Raw genomic sequence first — 21,094 nt, 5'->3', positions numbered from 1 at the left:
AACAAACATGCCTTTAAAACCATTTTTAAACACTAAAATTAAATTAGGGATTTAATATGAATACAGAAGAAATTGGTAATCAAATCACGAGTATGGCTGTTCTCTACGGTCCGAAATTGATTGGTGCGATCTTGGTATGGATCATTGGTGGCTGGGTTATAAAAGTCATCGGTCGTTTGGTAAAGGGTGCTTTAGATAAGAGCGGTACAGATCCATCATTAAAGCCTTTTCTAACCGGCATTATTAACGGCTTATTGAAGGTAATGTTAGTTATTACTGTGCTTGGTATGTTAGGCATCGAAATGACCTCATTTATCGCTATCATCGGTGCACTAGGTTTAGCGGTAGGTTTAGCAATGTCGGGGACGTTACAGAATTTTGCTGGTGGTGTGATGATTCTTATTTTTAAACCGTTCAAAGTGGGTGATGTATTAGAGGCGCAGGGTTATACCGGTACCGTCTCTCAAATACAGATATTCAATACTATTATGAAGACCCCAGATAATAAAACGATCATTATTCCTAATGGTGGATTATCGACATCATCAATGATTAATTATTCTACTGAGCCGAAAAGACGAGTTGATTGGACAATTGGTGTTGGTTACGGTGATGACTTGGACAAAGCCAAAGAAGTTATTAAACGATTATGCGACGAAGATGAGCGTATTTTAAAAGATCCAGATGTGTTTATAGCCGTTTCAGCGTTGGCAGACAGTTCAGTTAATTTTGCCGTTAGAGCATGGGTGAATGCACCTGACTATTGGGGCGTATACTTTCAAATGAATGAGAAAGTATATAAAACCTTTGCAAAAGAAGGACTAAACATTCCTTTCCCACAAATGGATGTTCACATTCATAAAGACGGCTAATATCTGAACAATACATTAAGTAAAAGGGTTATGTGTATTGACATTACCTGTGAATCAAATGTAATTCAATGACTTACGCCATGCCGTTAAATAATATAGCGGTTATTCTTAGTACACCTATGTACTATAAACTTAAAGAGCTATCCAAGTGTTTTGGATAGCTCTTTACTCTTTTTAATCGAAAGCGATTAATTAACTATCTAGTCTTACACTTTGTATTTAAAAAACTAAGTGTAGTATTAATTAATTCAGTTCGAGATGAATTAAAACTATGGTCATCATCAATCAGTTTATAAGTAATATGACTATCTTGTGTATTACGTAAGGCTGCTAATAATGGCTCGATATGAGATTTCAACGGGATAACGTCTGTATCTGCCGCAACAAGTAACACTGGTCGCCCGTTTAAGGTCTTAACTCTTCTTACCAAATTAAGCGCTTTACTATGTTCTTTCAATTCTTGTTGAGCTTTGTCGCCTGACCAACCATTTAACATAAACAAACTATCACTGTATTCCTTCCAAGGCAGTGTGGTTTCAGGATCAGCTATTATACCTACATCACTAACACCAAGGTTAGCGCCGTCATAAGCTACCGCACAGTTTACCGATTGATTATCTAATATCCCTGCAATAGCCATATGCCCTCCCATACTATGACCCACAAGGGAAATTAAATTGCGATCAATATGCAGCTTGGTGGCGTTGTCTTCACGGCTAATGTATTGCAAAACCGTTTGTACATCTTGCTCGGCATTTACAAAGGAAAATTCGCCTTCACTTCCCCATGCGCCTCGATAATGAAAAAAAATCACATTCCAACCTTCGCGACGCAATGCCTGAGCAACATCTAGGCTTTTTTCATTTCCAGGATAACCATGTAATAACAAAACGGTAGGATGAGGCCCAATACCTGCTGCTTGATAAATAAAGCCTGACATACGTTTACCGTCAGCGTTAAAAGTTAGCTCTATAGTACGTGCAGGGTAATCTGCGATAGATTTTGCGTAAGCGATATTTGATAAATTCATTATTGTTACAATAACGAATAAACTTAACATATAAGTTAACTTCATAGATTCACCTTACTTAAAGTAATAATTAAGCCATTGTAGTTAGAAGTATTGAGTGAGAATAGATCAGAAATAGCTATGCGAAGATATTATATTTTGCTTAATGGCACTTCATTTATAGTCGATATATTTTCAATCACTTAGCACAACATAATGAACTAAGTGATCAAATAAAGTAATGCGCTGAATTTAACTACCAAATCGAACTTGTTAGAGTTATTCAACCAAAAGTGATTATTTTAAATCAGTAATTAAGGTTTTAAGCCACTTTTTTTCAGTAATAAATGCCCAAGACAAGTGCTGATATTTTTCACCGATACCTTCGCTGAGTATTTGCTGTTCAGATTTACCTGCAGCAAGTGCGCTAGAAACTTTGTTGATACTAAACTCCATCATTTCTGCAAAGGCTAATAAACTCTTTTTATCAGTCAAATTACCGTGACCTGGAATAATCACCACATCATCAGGTGTGTGTTTTAGCATGTGCTTAACACTCGCTAAATAACCTTTTACGCTGCCACCACTTTTTAAATCAACATAAGGAAAGCCGACTTCGAAAAACAAATCACCGGTATGTAGTACATTGGCTTTTTTAAAGTAAACATAAGTGTCACCGTCAGTATGGCCTTTCGGTAAATGCGTTAATTGAATTTCTTCATTGGCTAAATAAATAGTAATGCCATCTTTGTAGGTTACTACTGGTAAGCTTTCAGCATGATGGTCTTCAGCACTACTCAAGCGGCTACGCACATTTTCGTGAGCAAATATTGGTGCTTTATGGGAAAAAAACTGATTACCGCCGGTATGGTCGCCATGATAATGAGTGTTGATAACATATTTAAGTTCTTTATCTTCAATGCCCTTCATTGCTGTTTCAATTTTTTCAGCTAGCGGGGCAAACTTGTCATCAACCAGTAATAAACCTTTGTCTGTTGCTAATACACCAATATTACCACCAGGGCCTTGCAACATATAAACGTCGCCGGCTGCCGATTGCACCGTTATCTCTGCATCAGCCATGCCTTGTGCATTTGCTGTAAGGCTTAATGCAACACTGCAAAGCATTGTTATTGCCACTAAAGATTTTTTAAACATAATTACCCGGCTGTATTTTGAAATAAGTCCAAATTGATTAATTAAGTGTACTACTTTTTCATGAGAAAAAGTCAGCTGTTAATCGATCCACTTGGTATTGTTATAAGAGTTTGAGAAATAGAGATGAATCAGACTCAAAAGCAATCTGTTATCTGTTATCTGTTATCAAAATCTTACTCTTACAATCTAAGTGAATGCCACTAAGTTACACAAACATCAATAATAACTAGCTTAACAATTTGAAAGAGCGTTTCAATATTTATATCAAAGCAAAGTAATACTAGATTAAGGCTAACTTAAAAAAGCTAAAACAAGACTAGCTGACTTTGCTTATCATTATTTTTTTTCTCAGAAAAACCTAATGACAACCCTATCAAACGAACTTTTCGATTATTAGATCGAGTCATCGCTTTTTGTAGTAATTCGATAAATACATTTTCAAGACAAGCGGTTGACTGTATATCAACCGTTGTTTGCTGGAAGTCAGCAAACTTGATTTTTACTGTTTGTTTACTAATTTCGCGATCGTCATGCTTAGCTAAACGTAGTTTAAGTTTGCTGAATAAACTGATTAATATCGCCTGACATTGTTCAAAGGAGTCAATGTCCTCTGCCATGGTGGTTTCAATCGCCAAAGATTTTCTAAGTCGTTTTGTTTCTAGTGCTCGATCGTCGATACCAAAGCTACGCTGATATAACGAATTAGCAAACTTGCCGACAATAGTGTGTAGTTTAGCGACTGAACTCGCCCTCACATCGGCACAGTTTTCAAAGCCAAAGGCTTTTAACTTTTCACTAGTTTTCGGACCAATACCTGGAATTTTTTTCAACGGTAAATCTGCGACAAAAGCACTGACATTGTCAGGAGCCACTACACACTGGCCATTTGGCTTGTTTTCATCGCTCGCAATTTTAGCCAAAAACTTATTCGGCGCAATACCGGCAGAGGCGGTGAGGTTGAGCTCATTATAGATATCACTTCGAATTTGTTCGGCAATTAAGGTCGCACTGCCAAAAAACAAATGCGAGTCTGTTACATCAAGGTACGCTTCATCGAGCGATAAAGGTTCTATCAAATTAGTATAACGTAAGAATATCGCTCTAATTTGTTGTGACACTTGCTGATAAACAGGCATGCGGCTATTAACAATAATCAGCTCAGGACAAAGTGCTTTAGCTCTTGCGTTTGGCATCGCAGAGCGCACACCAAATTCTCTCGCCTTATAATTACATGTACACAAGACACTACGCGGCCCATTGCCACCAACAGCAATAGGTACATTTCGCCACTCGGGGTTATCTCGCATTTCAACAGCAGCGTAGAAACAATCCATATCAATATGAATTATTTTTTTTTGCGAATGGCTAGCTTCAAACATTTATCATTCCATATAATAATAAACTTTACGATGTCAGCAATCACACCGAGCTGTATATAAACACAGTTACTTTACCACGTAAAAAGCTACCGTCAATACAGTTGTTTCAAACAATGAATAAATCGCGAAAATTACTATTAACAATGTGATAAGAGCTTGTATCTAAAGCTTGTATGACTACACATGATGCTTGAGTACCAATCACTAAATGAGATTGACTTCTAATAATCACTTTTGCCACAAACCTGACCTAATTTAGTCGTGAATTTATCACTATAAATAGTCCGCTTGGCCACCATTTCCGCCGTTCAGAATATTTTAACGGCATGATCTCAAAGTGCGCAAACAAAGAATAAAAATAGAATGTGCCTAAAAAATTCACTGTCAAATATAGCCCACTAAAGCTTGAAATTTAGTAAGAAAACAGTCATTTTTCAACATGTATTTTTGATAAAACTACCTGTCTGAAAAAGAAAAAGAGGAAATTGTCAGGTTCGCCTAATATTAAAAGTTAAAGCTTATATATTGTCTTTAGAAAGCAAAATAATTTATTATAATATAAGAGATTAATCTGCACTGGGCATTGTTCAAACCAACCTTGACTCGCCCTTCATTTTTCCATCTATTGTTAAGAGGTTTGCCTTTGAAAAATTTATTTTGTTTGACTCATCATTATCTGCTTTGTCTTACACTCCTGGTACCTCTGACGGCGCAGGCTCATCAAGTATCATTCTGGAACGGCAATAAAACGCCCTCAAGACAACTTTACGAACAACAAGTACTGCAAGCTGCCCTCAGCGCTGCAGGGGTGAAGACAAGTATTGATATCGATGAACGTAATCTATCAATTAGTGAAGAAGCAAGCGTTTTTAGCAAGCAATTATTTGATGTTTTTGCCACTGTACAAGGCAACCCAAAACTCAATACAGAAAACAAAATTTTAATCGCTAAACCCATAATGCAGGGCTTGCTTGGTCAGCGATTATTAATCATCCGCAAAACAGATTCAGCACGTTTTGATGCAATAAAGCAGACCGATGAGATGAAAAAAATGCGTTCAGGAATTCCTACTGGCTGGGCAGATGTTACTTTATTTAAAGCAAATCAATATAACACTGTTGAAATCGGTAATTTTGAAACTATTTTTCATTATTTAGTGAATAATGACTTTGACTATTTAGCTCTGGGAGCCAATGAAATTGAACAAGTATATCAACAAGCTGATTTGGAAAAATTGGATTTAACTATAGCGCCGACATTAATGCTCCGTTATAATTTTCCTGTAGTTTTTTATGTTAACCCCAACAACCCTGAACTCGCGAAACACCTAAATACAGGGCTAGAACTGATCATTAAAAATGGCAGCTTAAAGGCCATGTTTGACCAACACTTCGGTCATTTATATAGCCGCCTACATCTAGCTGACAGAATAAGTTTTGAACTCAAGAATCCACTGATTAAAAGTAAAATCAATTAGATACTGGTTTGGTGTTAGGTCTGTATTAAGGGGCATTAAATTTATCAATGATTATGACCTTGTCTTTCTATGTGCTACAAAATATGAAATCAATACTGTTGTCAGTTTTTAGAATCTCAAAGCTGACATGTAATTTATATCATTTTTAGGATTATACTTGACCGCAGTGTGGCAAATGTTAGCGTTCAGGTACTAAATACCACCGACGGCTTTGAGCTTGAAGCGGAATTTAGGGTTAACAAGTTGCGCACTTTGAAGTCATCCCAATGCAACTTTGCGACTGAAGGTAATGGTGGCTTAGTTCACATAGAGGCTGAACGACTTATTGGCAAAAAACCATCAAAAGCTTAAAGTTTTTATCTATTGGGAACGTCAGCTATCGGGAAACTGCTAGAGAAATTTGATTGTTAAGTCATGTCCGCTGTGGATCAAAACATACAAAAATTTTCAGTATAAAAATGTCTTCAGTGTGGCCTAAGTCTATTTGTTTTTCGATGTTGGCCAAACAAAGGGAGCGGGCTTGCTGGAAGTCATTTCTGCTACAGCTGTATTCTGGGCGAGTATCCCCCTGATTAATTTTCCCGTTTCTTTATGTTTACTACAAAATGTTTTTAGGTATAAAATTTCAACTCTACTGCGTGCCCAAGGGGTTGTACGCAGAAATTTCAAACTTGATTTAAGACGCGGTTTATTGGTGAAACAACGAATATTAAGTAACTCACCCATCTTATCCCAACCAATTTTCTTCTCCAGTTCGGTTAGAATCTGTTCAAGTTTCACGCCGTGTAGCGGATCATTACTTTTATTCATAGTCTACCTAAAATCAAAAATAGCATTGTAACAAGTTTCCTAAATATTGACAGATTTATGCGTTTAACTCAGGTAAAAGTACAACAAGAACTTTATGGAAAAGCTAATGTCCCCCAATGAGCTTGCTACAGTCATAGATATTGCTCACGTTCTATAACTGTATTTTGCTTTTTTAACTTGAAATTAGTCTCGAAAATAATTTATGGAACGTCCGCTAAGCCGAAGGTTATTAAGTTAACTGTCGACCTGCTTAAGTCAACTAACAGGTGTACAGTCTTCGACCTACCTAAAAAATTTCAGAATTTTTCTTCCGCAATGCGCACAAAGTGATCCTAAATATTACTGATTAAGTCTCAGGTATTATGATAGAAAAGTCGTCTTGTCAGAAAAGTGTTATTGGCAGTATCCTTTTATAAACAAACAACCTTAAATGAGACTAATCTTAATCATTATGCGTTGTCAGAACTGACAAATTGATGCAGGGCGTGATTGCAGCAAAGCCGCTGCTGAGTGATTGGCGTTAATCTGTATTATGTTAATTTTTAGCTAAAGCATTTGAAAATGCTGATTTCAGGTAGCTTGGATATAAACCAGCCGAGTGTTACTATTTATGTATAGCATCGCTAAGCTGGTTAAACATTGTAAGAATTCAGTTAACTAAGGCTGAATGCATTTAACCATTAATCAAAAAATGTACACCAATACTCGCTGCGTAGCCTAGCGCAATTACCCAGCTCCACTTCAAGTGACCCATAAATGAATAAACACCTTTGGTTTGCCCCATTAAAGCAACACCTGCGGCAGAGCCAATTGATAATAAACTACCACCTACACCTGCGGTCATAGTTACTAATAACCATTGCTGAAGATCCATCTCTGGGTTCATACTCAAGACCGCAAACACTACCGGAATGTTATCAACAATAGCAGACAATACACCAACAGCAATATTGGCATACGTTGGGCTCCAGCTACTGTACAAGGTTTCTGACACTAAACTTAGGTAGCCCATAAAACCTAGGCCACCAACACACATAACAACACCGTAAAAGAACAGTAAGGTGTCCCATTCTGCGCGCGCAATTTTATCGAAAATATCAAACGGAACAATGTTACCCAATTTTTTTAATGCCTCTGCATCATTTTCAGCTTCAGCTTTACTGCGTTTTTTATCTAATGAGCGCGGCAGGCTCATACGTAAATAAAAACCAAAGAATTTTAGATAGCCTAAGCCCAACATCATACCCAGCACCGGAGGCATGTTAACAACACTATGGCATAGCACTGCCGTTGCAATGGTCAGGACAAAAAGTACGACAATTCTTTTTGCCCCTCTTTTTATCTGGAAGTTTTCACTGACTACCGGTGCCGACTTTTCATTTGAAATGAAAAAGCTCATGATAATTGCTGGTACTAAAAAATTGACTAAAGAAGGTATAAACAAAACGATAAATTGTTCAAACTTAACCAAGCCTGATTGCCAAATCATTAAAGTGGTTATGTCACCAAATGGACTAAATACACCACCTGCATTGGCAGCAACAACAATATTAATACAAGCTATATTGATAAACTTCTTATCATTGGATGCCACTTTTAAAATAATGGCACACATCAACATCGCGGTAGTTAAGTTGTTAGCGAATGAAGAAATAGCAAAGGCTAAAATACCGGTTAACCAAAATAACGATCTTAGACTCAAGCCTTTAGATACCATCCACAAACGCAAGCCATCAAAAATGCCTCTTTCTTCCATGGCATTAATGTAGGTCATTGCCACTAGCAGAAATAATAATAATTGTGCATATTCAAGTAAGTTATGATTAAACGCTTCTTCAGCTTCTAGCGGAAAACCATGTTGGGTGTATACCCAACCGATAATGAGCCAAATAACACCCGCGGCAACCAGTACAGGTTTCGACTTTCTTAAGTGTATTAAATCTTCGCCGATAACTAATAGGTAGGCAATTGAAAATAAGATAAGTGCAGTAAAACCAAATATAGAATTGGTTAAATCAATACTGCCTGCACCTGCAGCCCAAGAAGCAGCAGAAATACTAGAAAGTAACAAGGTTAGTAATATTTTTTTAAACATAAGTACCTAATGAACTGGATATTGTTATGGTTATTAGCGTTTACCATGATTGAAATTTAGCTTTAATTTGGTTGCTGGCATTTTCAATGTTAATGTTGCTATTTGCTCACTTTTTAATGTATCAATTTGTTCCTATTGAACTTAATACATAATTAACAAAACTCAATTCAACGCTAGATAATTTATCTAAACCTTAAGCATCGAATAAATTTTATTAGCAGTATTATAATCCGTGCTATGGCATTTTGGCTTATATTTTTTTCAAATATTTTGTACTAAATCATGATATACGACAAAGTAAAATCACTCGCCATGATGATGATAAGTGTTGTGTATTAGTGACTAACATTTATACCTTAATAAGCCTTAGATGAATGACTTAATTCATCTAGTATAAAATTGGATGCGCTAATTGAAAAATCCTATTGGCTGTAAAAGTGCTATTAATTTTATAAAAGATTCGATAGGTTAACGCTGTTTTTATTACATAGGCTTTTATTTTGCGTATTCGAGCACTTTCAGCGCTATATTTTTTTGTGATTTTATTTACCACCACACTTTTTTCATTATCTAGCTTTGCCCATAGTGACGATATTAATAAAGCAACTTTATCTTTAGAGAACAATGAACATTTCCAGCTTGTTGTTACAGTCGACTTCATTCATTTACTAAAAAAACACTTAGAAATATCTGGTGATGACGCCAAAGTGATAGAGGTACTCAATCAACTGTCATTTATTGAACAAAAAAAACTCATCGAAAACCTTGAAGCTATTTTGAGTCAGCAAACAAAGCTCTATTTTTCACACACTAAAAGTAGCACTGAAAAAAGTCCGATAAAAAATACCCATGAGAATAATAAACAAAACAGCCTACCAGAAAATATGCAACTTAAAGGCTTACAGTTACAGCATTTAAAACGAATATTATCCCAACAAGCAAATTTAGCAGAATATAAAACCCAACTTCGCGCAACTGGTGATATTCCAAAAGGAGTGACTGATGTTGCCGTGAGATTTTCGCCATTACTTGGCGACATAGTGCTGAACGTCATTCGGCCACAACAAGAAATCATCAGTGCTGCAACACTCAGTAATAATTATCTACTCAAGCTTGCAAACGCTAACTCTTCCGAAAAAGGCATTATAATCCCGGCAAAAATAAGTATTGCCGCTGACTACATTTATCAAGGCTTTGTTCATATACTGCCGCGAGGATTAGATCACATTCTTTTTGTTTTAGCACTGTTACTTTTTGCTAAACGCCGCTCGACCTTAATATGGCAAATATCGGCATTTACTCTAGCGCATACCGTAACGCTTGCTTTAGGTATTTATGGCATGATAGCTCTACCTAGCAACATGGTAGAGCCATTGATTGCCCTCTCTATTGTCTATATAGGATTAGAGAATATTTACCGAGCTAAACAAAATACCAAAAACCATACACGCATACCGGTAATATTTGCCTTTGGGTTATTACATGGCTTAGGTTTTGCCTCGGTATTGGGGAATGTAGGATTACCACAAAGCCAATATGCCTTGAGTCTAGTTTCATTTAATATTGGCGTTGAGTTGGGGCAACTAACGGTTATTGCTCTCGCTTTTATTTGTTTATCACCATTTAGGCATAAAAGCTGGTATCAAACTAAATTGGTGCTAGCACTAAATATAACCATTACTATTATCGCAACGTATTGGCTAATTGAACGACTTAACTAATTAAGTTTTATTACTGACTTAACCGCAATCAGCATTTAAATCATTAAATTTCACAATAAAAAAAGGTGAGCTCAGCTCACCTTTTCATTATTAGAACCATGCTGACAGTAATCTTATAATCGCCAGATCTATTTTATATAAACAGCTTAAATGTTTTTTACGCTAATATCGCCAATTTGTAACGCTGCTACCCGGTCACGTTCTTGACGTTTTTCACATGGATTATCACAATTGCATGACTTGTCGATACCAACGTTAGCTAAACCACCACAGCTACCAGCAAGGGTTTTTCTTTGAAAAATATAACCTACGGCCATTGCCATAACAATAACGAGAAAAAAGCCTAAGGTGATTAAAAATATAGCCATAATGACTGCCTACCTATTTGATAATATTTCAATATTTAATTATAAAAGTTTGATTAAAAATCAGCTTTCAATAACTTAAAACAATTTTAAAATAGCTTATGTAAAGAATGCAAACCTACTTGAGGTACTGCATGAATTTTACCGTGCTTTGCTCAACAAAGCCATGATCAGTTTTAGCAATTATGTACACCGCAAGATCATTAGCTTCAGCAAACGCTAATGCTTTTTCTTCGCCCATTACCATCATAGCGGTAGATAAACCGTCAGCGGTCATTGAAGAAGGATGAATGACAGTAACAGAGACCAGTTTATGGTTAATTGGCTTGCCAGTTTTTGGGTCTATAATATGCGAAAATCGTTGGCCGTTAGCCTCAAAATAAATGCGATAGTCACCCGAAGTCGCGACAGCGTTATCTTTTGGTACAATAATTTGATGCACAGCACGTTCATTACTTAAGGGTTTTTCAATCGCAACATGCCAAAGCTCACCGGTATGTTTAAAGCCTTTGAGACGCATCTCGCCACCAATTTCAACTAGGTAGTTATTGATGCCCTTATCCTCTATAAACTCAGCAATTAAATCAACGCCATAACCTTTGGCAATGGTCGATAAATCAACATAAAGATCTGGAATACTTTTGCTCAACATACCATTTTTAAAAGCTAATTTGTCTAAACCCACTCGCGCTTTAGTCGCCGCTAGTAATTCATCACTTGGCACAGTTTCAGGACGATATTCAGGGCCAAAACCCCATAAATTAACCAACGGCCCTACGGTTACATCAAGTGCCCCATTACTTAACTTTCCTAAACGAATAGCCTCATTGAGAACCCTAGCTAAACCTGGCGATGTTGTAACAACCGAAAGTGAGGTCGATTTATTGAATGCAGATAGTTCGGAGTCGCCAATGTAAGTCGACATTTCTTGATTCAATTGTTTCAGTTTTTTATCAATACCTTGTTGTAGTTTAACTGTATCGATATTCTCCCCAACCACTTTAATGTTATAAGTAGTTCCCATAGTATTGCCTTGCACCAAATACTCTTGCCGACCGAGATCCTTGCTGGGAAAACAACCACTAACTATTACCACTATGATGGTTAGTAAAAGCAACTTAATGGTTGGTTTGAACTTAAAGAAGTTAACACTAGCTGACATAACAATATCCTTAATAAAATTTTATTTAACTAAAACAACTGTTTTATAAAATTCAAAACAATATGATTTAGCTAAATAAACTCTTAAGTAGTAAACGTTGAAAAAACAGATATTAAAAAGGCGACCTAGGGCCGCCTCTTCATTTCATGAGTTCGCGAGCTTAATTAGCCACCGAAATCATCTAACATGATGTTTTCATCTTCAACACCTAGATCTTTCAACATATGAATAACTGCAGCATTCATCATTGGAGGACCACACATGTAGTACTCACAATCTTCTGGTGCTTCATGATCTTTCAAGTAGTTTTCATGCAGTACATTATGAATAAAACCTGTCATGCCATCCCAGTTATCTTCTGGTTGTGGATCTGATAACGCAACATGCCATTCGAAGTTGTCATTGTCAGCCGCAAGGCCGTTATAATCATCTTCATAGAACATTTCACGTTTAGAACGAGCACCATACCAAAACGACATTTTACGCTTTGAATTAAGACGTTTAAGTTGATCGAATATGTGTGAACGCATTGGCGCCATACCCGCACCACCACCAATAAAGACCATTTCATTGTCAGATTCTTTTGCGAAGAACTCACCAAATGGACCTGAAATAGTCACTTTATCACCCGCTTTTAAGCTGAAGATATAAGATGACATTTTACCTGCTGGTAAATGTAAACGTCCTGGAGGCGGCGTAGCAATACGCACGTTCAGCATAATAATGCCTTCTTCTTCAGGGTAGTTCGCCATTGAATATGCACGTAATGTGGCAGTATCCACTTTTGATTCTACATCGAAGAAACCAAAATGATTCCAGTCACCTTTGTATTGATCATCGATATCAAAATCGCTGTATTTAACATGGTGAGCAGGAGCTTCAATTTGAATATAACCACCCGCACGGAAAGGTACAGATTCGCCATTTGGAATTTGTAACTTAAGTTCTTTAATGAAGGTTGCTTTGTTATCGTTAGAGATAACTTCACATTCCCATTGTTGAACTCCGAAGATTTCATCTTCAAGTACAATATCCATGTCTTGTTTAACTGCCACTTGACAGGCTAAACGACAACCTTCTTTCGCTTCACGCTTATTAATATGACCTGATTCAGTCGGAAGTATATCACCACCACCTGAATGTATTTCGACACGACATTGGCCACAAGTACCACCGCCACCACAAGCTGAAGGTATAAAAATACCTTGGTCAGCCAATGCGCCTAAAAGCTTACCACCAGCAGCAGTTGTTACTGCTTTTTCTGGATCGCCATTTATGCTAATCGTAACGTCACCTGAAGACACTAACTTAGATTTGGCGAGTAATATCACCATCACTAATAAAAGTACTATCACGGTAAACATCGATACGCCGAGAACAATAATTTCCATCGACTTTTCCTTTAATCTTCTCTAAGGGTTTTAGCTGGGTAAATTACTCGAGAGTAACACTCGCTAAAACCGACATAAACCTAAAGTGAAATACCACCGAAAGAAAGAAAGCCAAATGCCATCAATCCTGCAGTAATAAACGTTATACCTAAGCCTTTTAAGCCATCAGGTACATCTGAGTATTTCATCTTTTCACGAATACCCGCCATCAATACGATTGCTAACATCCAACCAATACCAGAGCCAATGCCGTAAACAACACTTTCGCCTAAGGTAAGGTTTTTCGCGACCATAAATGAAACGCCACCGAAGATGGCACAGTTAACTGTGATCAAGGGTAGGAAAATACCAAGCGCTTGGTATAGCGCAGGAAAGTATTTATCTAAAACCATTTCAAGAATTTGTACTAATGCTGCAATCACACCAATAAAGGTAATGAATGACAAGAAGCTTAAATCAATAGAGTCTTTCGCTTCGGTAACACCCATTAAACCATCTAACGCACCTGGCGCTAAAATCGCTTGATAGATAATTTGGTTAACAGGCACCGCAATACCTAATACCACAACAACGGCAACACCTAGACCTATCGCCGTGCTAACTTTTTTAGAAACTGCTAAAAAAGTACACATGCCAAGGAAAAAGGTTAATGCCAAATTTTCAATAAATATGGTCTTAACAAATAAACTTAAATAATGTTCCATGACAGCTTAGTCCTTCTCTACTTGTTCTGGTTTGTACTGGCGAATTGCCCAGATGATTAAACCGATAATGAAGAATGAGCTAAATGGTAAAACGAGTAAGCCATTACCTTGATACCAACCACCATTTTGAGTCAAAGTAAAAACTTCAAAACCAAATAATGTACCAAAACCAAATAGTTCACGGAAAAAAGCAACAACCATCAACACAGCGCCATAGCCTAAACCATTGCCAATACCATCTAAAAAGCTTACACCGGGTTTTTCTTTCATCGCGAAAGCTTCAGCACGGCCCATAACAATACAGTTGGTAATAATCAGTCCAATAAATACTGACAGTTCTTTTGATAGTTGATAAGAAAACGCTTTTAACACTTGGTCAACTAAAATTACCAATGAGGCAATAATTACCATTTGTACAATAATACGCACACTCGATGGTATTTGATTACGAATAAGTGAAATAAACAAATTCGAAAAACCTGTTACTAGCATTACCGCAACGGTCATAACCAAGGCATTGGCAAGTGAGCTTGTAACTGCCAGCGCAGAACACACACCAAGTACTTGCAAGGCAATCGGGTTATTATCAATAACAGGTCCAAATAGAACCTTTTTAGTATCAGTAGCCATTAGTTTAATCCTCCAGCACGATAGTTAGTAATAAATGGGCCATAGCCTTCTTCACCTAACCAAAAGTGCAATGTTCGCTCAACACCATTACTGGTTAATGTCGCACCAGATAAAGCATCTACACCATGAACATTACCCGCTTTAGCGCCACCTTTAACAATTTCAATCGCTATATTGCCTTGCTCGTCAAACATTTTCTTACCTGGCCACAAAGCTTTCCATTTCGGGTTAAGCACTTCAGCACCTAAACCTGGAGTTTCTTTTAAGTCAGAATATATAACGCTTTTTACGGTATTTAGGTCAGATTCTAAGCCGATAAAACCATACATAAGATCCCAAAGCCCAGAGCCTACAATAGGTAATACTATTGTTGTTACCTTACCTTGTTCATCTTTAACTAAATAAACCACAGCTTTATCAGCGCGACGATTTAGACCAGCGATATCATTTTCAGGTTTGGAGCTTTTAGCTACATCACGAGCATCAGCACGTTCTTCAAATGTTTTCACATCACCTTCAACAACTTTACCTGTTGCTAAGTCAATCATTTTTGCATCTACAAACTTTTCATAGGTAGCAACAATATCGTCACCTGCAAGTTCTAAAAGACCGGCAGTTTCAAGAATTTTAGTTTGCTTATCCAGCAACTTATTCGCCGTTTGTAATGGCTTTAAACCTACTGCCGAAATAGAGACTAAGGCAGCACAAACTAAACAAATAACAAATACAAACCCGACTGTTCTGCCGAAAGTTTCTTTCTTTTTAGTATCAGACATTGCGAGCAAGCCTCCGTTTGATATTCCCTTGAACAACAAAATAGTCGAAAAGAGGTGCAAACAAGTTAGCGAATAAAATAGCTAACATCATACCTTCTGGGAATGCAGGGTTAACTACACGAACCAATACCACCATGATACCAACTAACGCACCAAACCAATATTTACCCGTATTAGTAAATGACGCCGACACTGGGTCTGTTGCCATAAACATCATACCAAAGGCAAAACCACCGGTAACTAAGTGCCAATACCAAGGCATAGCGAACATTGCATTAGTGTCACTACCGATAGCATTAAATAGCATGGCCGTAATAACCATACCGGCAAACACACCTAAAACGATACGCCATGAAGCAATACCTTTATAAAGGATATAAGCACCACCAAGTAGAATCATCGCCGTTGAAACTTCACCAACAGAACCTGGAATATAACCCCAGAATGCATTCCACCAAGCTTCGCTCATAGCTAAACCATTAATAGAAAAATCTACAAGGCCTTGGTTTGCGGCACTTAATACTGTTGCACCTGAAAAACCATCTACGGCAACCCAAACAGCATCACCAGAGATTTCAGTTGGATAAGCAAAGAATAAAAACGCACGACCTGCTAACGCAGGGTTTAAAAAGTTTTTACCTGTACCACCAAATACTTCTTTGGCAATAACAATACCAAAGGTAATACCGATAGCAGCTTGCCATAACGGAATAGTTGCAGGCAGGATTAACGCGAAAAGAATTGAACTAACAAAGAAACCTTCGTTAACTTCATGCTTGCGCACTGAGGCAAACAATACTTCCCAAAAACCACCGACAACAAATACCGTTGCATAGATAGGTAAAAAGAACATAGCGCCGTAAAGCATCATGCTGAACCAACCAGATTCAGGTGATAAGCTACCGCCCAACATTTCAAACAAACCTACTTGCCACGTATCAGGTAAAGCATAACCAGCCGCTATTGCGTCAGTTGCTTGAAAACCTATGTTGTACATACCCCAGAACATGGCAGGGAAAACCGCTAGCCATACTGTGATCATGATACGTTTAAGATCAATACTGTCACGAACGTGAGTATGACCTTTGTTCACTTGGCCTGGAGTAAATAACCCCGTTGCTACTGCTTCGTAAAGCGCATACCAAGTTTCAAATTTACCGCCTTTTTCAAATTGCGGTTCGATATCTTCAATAAACTTTTTCAAGCCCATGACTAACCTTCCTTCTCAATTGTGGTTAGGCAATCACGAAGGATCACGCCGTAATCTGTTTTGCCAGGGCAAACAAACGTACACAAGGCTAAATCTTCTTCATCAAGCTCTAAGGCACCCAATTGTTGAGCACTGTCGGTATCACCGGCACATAAATCACGCAATAACATTGTTGGTAAAATATCTAACGGCATAACACGTTCGAAGTTACCAATTGGCACCATAGCACGAGCGCTACCATTAGTTGTTGTGGTCATGTTGAACCGCTTCTTAGAGAAGAAGTGCCCCATGTACGCACGCGTTACCGAGAACTTATTAGGACCAGGATACATATAGCCAATAAACTCTTTCTCTCTGCCTTCACAGATCAGAGAAATTTGCGTGTGATAACGACCTAAGTAACCCTTAACACCTGAAGCAACTGAGCCTAATAGTAAAGAGCCGGAAACAACACGTAACTCTCCATCAAGTTTTTCATCTGCAGTAATTTCTGCCACGCTAGCACCTAAAAAGGTACGAACTAAGCGCGGGTTCTTTGCAGCAGGACCAGCTAAAGAAATAACACGACGGCTGTCTAACTCACCAGAAGTAAACAAGTTACCAATCGCAATTACATCTTGATAGCCCGCATGCCATGCAACATTATCAGCATTAACAGGCTTCAAAAAATGCATATGAGTGCCAACTAAGCCAGCAGGATGCTTACCCGCAAATTCATTTACTTTAGTAGATGAATTAACCGCAATATCGCTGCCAGGTGCTTTACTAACAAAAACTTCACCGTCAGTTAAACGAGCAAGAACAGTTAAGCCATTTACAAAGGCTTCACTTTGCTCAGCAATAATTATTGCAGGATCTGCGGCGAGCGGATTAGTATCCATAGCGCTAACAAATATCGCAACAGGCGTAGCATCTACAGCAGGAACTTTACTAAATGGACGCGTACGTAATGCCGTCCACAAACCTGAGTTAACTAAGTTTGCAACAACATCTTCGCGCGCAATTGAGCTGAGTTCGTTAGCAGCATAGCTAGTAAACGTTTCTTGCTCGTCACCACCAATTTCGATGACAACCGATTGCAATACGCGCTTTTCGCCACGATTGATTTCCTTAACAACACCTGAAGCTTGAGCTGTGAATTTAACGCCAGGATTCTTTTTATCTTCAAAAAGTGCCTGACCTTTTTTAACGCTATCTCCAACCTTAACAAACATGGTTGGGCGCATACCCACAAACTCTTCACCTAATGTTGCAACAGTTTTGATGGACGGACCATCATGGATTACCTGCTGGGGTGCACCTACTACAGGAACATCCAGACCTTTTTTTATTGTAATCATAAACACTTGCACTACTTTTGATGGGAGTAATCAAAATCAATTATCAAGCTATTTAATTGAGTTTATCTATTGCAATGTACAGCAATAAGTAAAGCAACCAACTAACATAAATGACCGATTTCAGTGTATTTCAGCAAAATCCTAATTTACTTTTGATAAATTAAGGTTCACTGGCTCTAGTTAAAATTTCTGGCGCGATTCTAGCACAAAACCACATTTTGATTCTATATTAAGCGCCACAATAAATAACAATTTAGTCGAAAAATCTATAATTCGCGCAAATATAGAACAAAACATTCTTTTTTAGCGAAAAACTTCGACGAAAAAAGTTAAATAAAAGCTAACTTTTAACTACTCATACTAAGCTACAAAGCTATAAAAATTCGTTATTCACAAGAAATTTTGACATAAAAAAACCGACTAATTGTCGGCTTTTTCTACTCGCTATGATCATCTAATTCATTAACAGCGGCTAATTTATAGTAAGTTATTGATGGCTAATTCAGGACTAACGTCTGTCTCATAATCAACACCCGCAACATCAAAACCGAATAATTTCAAAAACTCTTGATGATAACCAACGTAATCAGTTAACTCATCAATGGTATCACTATCAACGGTATTCCAAATATCGGTAACACGTTGTTGAACACTATCTTCAAGCTCTTTATTATTTTGACGTAAGCGGCCAGCGTCATCAATAGTAGGGTTTTTACCGTAAATGTTCTCTCTAAATAAACCTTGAATTTGCTCGATACAACCTTCATACGTGCCATCAGCTTTCATCACTTTAAACATCGCTGAAATATATAATGGCATAATAGGAATCGCTGAACTGGCTTGTGTTACCACAGCATTAAGTGACGTAACATAAGCTTCGCCTTTAATATTAGCGGTTGTTGCTTTTATTGCCGTTGACGCGCGATCTAAATCTTCTTTTGCACGACCAATAGTGGCATGTCCGTATATTGGCCAAGTCAATTCTTTACCAATATAGGTATAAGCAACGGTTTTAAAACCCTTGGCCAACACACCAGCATCGCCAAGTGCTTTAATCCAAAGCTCCCAATCAGCTCCGCCCATCACATCGATAGTACCTTGAATTTCTTCTTCTGATGCAGCATCAACTGACACTGAATCAATAATACGTTTCGAGGTGTTTAAGTTTTTCGTGGTAACACTTTTACCAATAGGTTTAAGTGCTGATGAATAAACTTCGCCGCTATCAGGATCAGTACGACGTGGCGAAGCTAAGCTGTAAACAATTAGGTCAATTTCACCTAATTCTGCTTTTATAGTTTCAATAGCTTTTGCTTTAATTTCATGTGAAAACGCATCGCCATTAATATTTTTTGACCATAGACCCGCTTCGTCTGCAGCTGTTTGAAAGGCAGCTGTGTTATACCAACCCGCTGATGCAGTTTTTCTTTCTGTGGGTGGTTTTTCAAAGAAAATACCTAATGTTTTAGCATCGTTACCAAAAGCAGCAGTAATTCGAGAAGCCAAACCGTAACCGGTTGATGCACCAATAACTAATACGTTTTTAGGTTTAGCATCGGCTTGAGGCTGACTTTTCACATAAGCAATTTGCTCATTAACATGCGCTGCACAACCGGCAGGGTGAGCATTTGTACAAATAAAACCACGAATTTTTGGTTTAATAACCATAACTATACCTTCTTAATGTAACTTCAAAATTCCGCTGACATACCACACAAACTGGTATCGTAATACGGGATTATTCAAAGCAACAATTTGAGTTTGAAAAATGCTTAATTAAAATCAACTAAGCTTAATATACTATCTAAAAGCAATTTGCCGACTAGTTTACTCTGGCTTGGCCTTTCATGAGGTGTGACCAGTAGCAATATTCGGCATTATTTATAAAAAAATCAGCGATTTTCGTAATAAGCCTGCAATGTTAACTTATTATACTCACGCATAGACGCTAAAAACTCACTATACGACTGCCATATTCGGGCAAAGTCTTTATCGGCTTTAACTTGTTCTATAATCAAAGCATCGGTGTGATGTTTAAGTGCTTGCATTACTTCAGCAGGGAATTGACGTAATTGCACATTGTGCTCTTCTACTAAGGTTTTTAAGGCCGTATTATTGCGGGCATTGTATTCTGCTAGTGTAGACTCGTTCGCCGCATTCGCCGCCACTTCAACAATGCTTTGCAAATCAGCAGGTAAAGCATCAAAAGCTTTTTGGTTCACTAAAAATTCTAAGCCGGTGCCTGGCTCATGCCATACCGAAGAATAGTAGTAATCTGCTGCCTGATAAAAACCAAAAGCTAAGTCATTATATGGACCCACCCACTCTGTCGCGTCAATAGCACCACTTTGTAATGCCGAAAAAATTTCACCACCGGTCAATGTTACCGGAATGGCGCCCGCATTTTTAAGCACTTCACCTGCAAGCCCAGGAATACGCATTTTCAAACCTTGTAGATCGGCAACGGAATTAATTTCTTTTTTAAACCAACCGCCAAATTGAGCTCCAGAGTTACCACCCGGCATTGGTTTAATACCAAAAGGCTTATAAAGTTCTTGCCAAAGTTCAATACCACCACCGTAATGTAACCAAGCGTTGAATTCTGTTGCTGTCATACCAAATGGAATAGCACTAAAAATAGGTGATGCTGGTATTTTTCCTTTCCAGTAATACGAGCCACTATGCCCCATTTCAACCGTACCTTGCGATACGGCATCAAAAACTTCAAAACCCGGTACTAATTCACCTGCACCATAAACTTTCACCGTTAATCGACCATTACTCATCGCGTTAACGTAGTTCGCAAATTTCTCTGGTGCCATACCTAAACCAGGGAAGTTTTTTGGCCAAGACGTCACGAGTTTCCAAGTAAATTTTTCTTGTGGCTGTTCAACTTTTTCAGTTTTAGCCATGTTTTGTTTATCGCCACACGCTGCCAAGGTAAATAAAGCCATGAGCATTAAAATCGACGAACGAGTAAAGTTTCTAGTCATAA

General features: G+C 37.9%; 19 protein-coding genes. 4 read left to right on the top strand and 15 right to left on the bottom strand.

Features of this window, described 5'->3' with window-relative positions:
* Window positions 1-56 precede the first annotated feature (56 nt).
* On the top strand, window positions 57-872 hold the full coding sequence (locus H4J38_RS06430; protein ID WP_182130666.1) for a mechanosensitive ion channel family protein: 816 nt from the start codon (window positions 57-59) through the stop codon (window positions 870-872).
* 196 nt (window positions 873-1,068) lie between these two features.
* Here the strand turns inward: H4J38_RS06430 and H4J38_RS06425 are convergent, their stop codons facing one another.
* From H4J38_RS06425 to dinB, 3 genes are all read right to left on the bottom strand, one after another.
* Window positions 1,069-1,947, bottom strand: coding sequence for a S9 family peptidase (locus H4J38_RS06425; RefSeq protein WP_182130664.1), 879 nt, complete (start codon window positions 1,945-1,947; stop codon window positions 1,069-1,071).
* A gap of 231 nt (window positions 1,948-2,178) precedes the next feature.
* Window positions 2,179-3,039 carry an MBL fold metallo-hydrolase gene (locus tag H4J38_RS06420; RefSeq protein WP_182130662.1) on the bottom strand — a complete coding sequence of 287 codons (861 nt, stop codon included), beginning with the start codon at window positions 3,037-3,039 and terminating at the stop codon, window positions 2,179-2,181.
* Window positions 3,040-3,344: 305 nt separating this feature from the next.
* Window positions 3,345-4,418, bottom strand: coding sequence for a DNA polymerase IV (dinB, locus tag H4J38_RS06415; protein ID WP_182130660.1), 1,074 nt, complete (start codon window positions 4,416-4,418; stop codon window positions 3,345-3,347).
* A gap of 643 nt (window positions 4,419-5,061) precedes the next feature.
* Here dinB and H4J38_RS06410 point away from each other — a divergent pair.
* Window positions 5,062-5,895: a transporter substrate-binding domain-containing protein gene (locus H4J38_RS06410; RefSeq protein ID WP_182130658.1), complete on the top strand. Its 834-nt coding sequence runs from the start codon at window positions 5,062-5,064 to the stop codon at window positions 5,893-5,895.
* A gap of 168 nt (window positions 5,896-6,063) precedes the next feature.
* Window positions 6,064-6,246: a hypothetical protein gene (locus H4J38_RS06405; RefSeq protein WP_182130656.1), complete on the top strand. Its 183-nt coding sequence runs from the start codon at window positions 6,064-6,066 to the stop codon at window positions 6,244-6,246.
* A gap of 129 nt (window positions 6,247-6,375) precedes the next feature.
* On the opposite strand, the gene H4J38_RS06400 is transcribed toward H4J38_RS06405, so the two are convergent.
* Both H4J38_RS06400 and nhaD read right to left on the bottom strand, forming a co-directional pair.
* Window positions 6,376-6,705: a VF530 family DNA-binding protein gene (locus tag H4J38_RS06400; RefSeq protein ID WP_182130654.1), complete on the bottom strand. Its 330-nt coding sequence runs from the start codon at window positions 6,703-6,705 to the stop codon at window positions 6,376-6,378.
* Between the two features lie 673 nt (window positions 6,706-7,378).
* The gene (nhaD, locus tag H4J38_RS06395; protein WP_182130652.1) at window positions 7,379-8,800 is read right to left on the bottom strand and encodes a sodium:proton antiporter NhaD; all 1,422 of its coding nucleotides are present in this window, start codon (window positions 8,798-8,800) and stop codon (window positions 7,379-7,381) included.
* Between the two features lie 500 nt (window positions 8,801-9,300).
* Between nhaD and H4J38_RS06390 the strand changes: the two genes are divergently transcribed.
* Entirely contained in the window at window positions 9,301-10,521 is a 1,221-nt protein-coding gene (locus H4J38_RS06390; RefSeq protein WP_220465457.1) for a HupE/UreJ family protein, read from the top strand.
* A gap of 146 nt (window positions 10,522-10,667) precedes the next feature.
* On the opposite strand, the gene nqrM is transcribed toward H4J38_RS06390, so the two are convergent.
* The 10 genes from nqrM to H4J38_RS06340 all read right to left on the bottom strand — a co-directional run bounded on the left by nqrM (window position 10,668) and on the right by H4J38_RS06340 (window position 21,092).
* Complete coding sequence (gene nqrM / locus H4J38_RS06385) at window positions 10,668-10,889, bottom strand: (Na+)-NQR maturation NqrM (RefSeq protein ID WP_182130650.1); 222 nt, start codon at window positions 10,887-10,889, stop codon at window positions 10,668-10,670.
* Between the two features lie 115 nt (window positions 10,890-11,004).
* Entirely contained in the window at window positions 11,005-12,048 is a 1,044-nt protein-coding gene (locus tag H4J38_RS06380; protein ID WP_182130648.1) for an FAD:protein FMN transferase, read from the bottom strand.
* A gap of 164 nt (window positions 12,049-12,212) precedes the next feature.
* Window positions 12,213-13,439, bottom strand: a complete 1,227-nt coding sequence (gene nqrF, locus H4J38_RS06375) for an NADH:ubiquinone reductase (Na(+)-transporting) subunit F (RefSeq protein ID WP_182130646.1) — start codon at window positions 13,437-13,439, stop codon at window positions 12,213-12,215.
* A gap of 80 nt (window positions 13,440-13,519) precedes the next feature.
* A complete protein-coding gene (gene nqrE / locus H4J38_RS06370) occupies window positions 13,520-14,143 on the bottom strand; it encodes an NADH:ubiquinone reductase (Na(+)-transporting) subunit E (RefSeq protein WP_182130644.1) in 624 nt (207 codons plus the stop codon).
* Window positions 14,144-14,149: 6 nt separating this feature from the next.
* Window positions 14,150-14,773 carry an NADH:ubiquinone reductase (Na(+)-transporting) subunit D gene (locus tag H4J38_RS06365; protein WP_182130642.1) on the bottom strand — a complete coding sequence of 208 codons (624 nt, stop codon included), beginning with the start codon at window positions 14,771-14,773 and terminating at the stop codon, window positions 14,150-14,152.
* On the bottom strand, window positions 14,773-15,549 hold the full coding sequence (locus H4J38_RS06360; RefSeq protein WP_182130640.1) for a Na(+)-translocating NADH-quinone reductase subunit C: 777 nt from the start codon (window positions 15,547-15,549) through the stop codon (window positions 14,773-14,775). Before H4J38_RS06360 ends, H4J38_RS06365 begins: the two co-directional genes overlap by 1 nt.
* Entirely contained in the window at window positions 15,542-16,759 is a 1,218-nt protein-coding gene (locus tag H4J38_RS06355) for an NADH:ubiquinone reductase (Na(+)-transporting) subunit B (RefSeq protein ID WP_182130638.1), read from the bottom strand. Before H4J38_RS06355 ends, H4J38_RS06360 begins: the two co-directional genes overlap by 8 nt.
* Before the next feature lie 2 nt (window positions 16,760-16,761).
* Entirely contained in the window at window positions 16,762-18,099 is a 1,338-nt protein-coding gene (locus H4J38_RS06350) for a Na(+)-translocating NADH-quinone reductase subunit A (protein WP_182130636.1), read from the bottom strand.
* Window positions 18,100-18,576: 477 nt separating this feature from the next.
* Window positions 18,577-19,767: an enoyl-ACP reductase FabV gene (fabV, locus tag H4J38_RS06345; protein ID WP_182130634.1), complete on the bottom strand. Its 1,191-nt coding sequence runs from the start codon at window positions 19,765-19,767 to the stop codon at window positions 18,577-18,579.
* Window positions 19,768-19,991: 224 nt separating this feature from the next.
* The gene (locus H4J38_RS06340; RefSeq protein ID WP_259365414.1) at window positions 19,992-21,092 is read right to left on the bottom strand and encodes a TRAP transporter substrate-binding protein; all 1,101 of its coding nucleotides are present in this window, start codon (window positions 21,090-21,092) and stop codon (window positions 19,992-19,994) included.
* Window positions 21,093-21,094 lie beyond the last annotated feature (2 nt).

It is taken from the genome of Colwellia sp. BRX10-3 (assembly GCF_014077505.1).
Lineage (GTDB): Bacteria > Pseudomonadota > Gammaproteobacteria > Enterobacterales > Alteromonadaceae > Cognaticolwellia.
The sequence above is the reverse complement of the archived record's forward strand: the minus strand, read 5'-3'. Positions and strand labels throughout refer to the sequence as shown.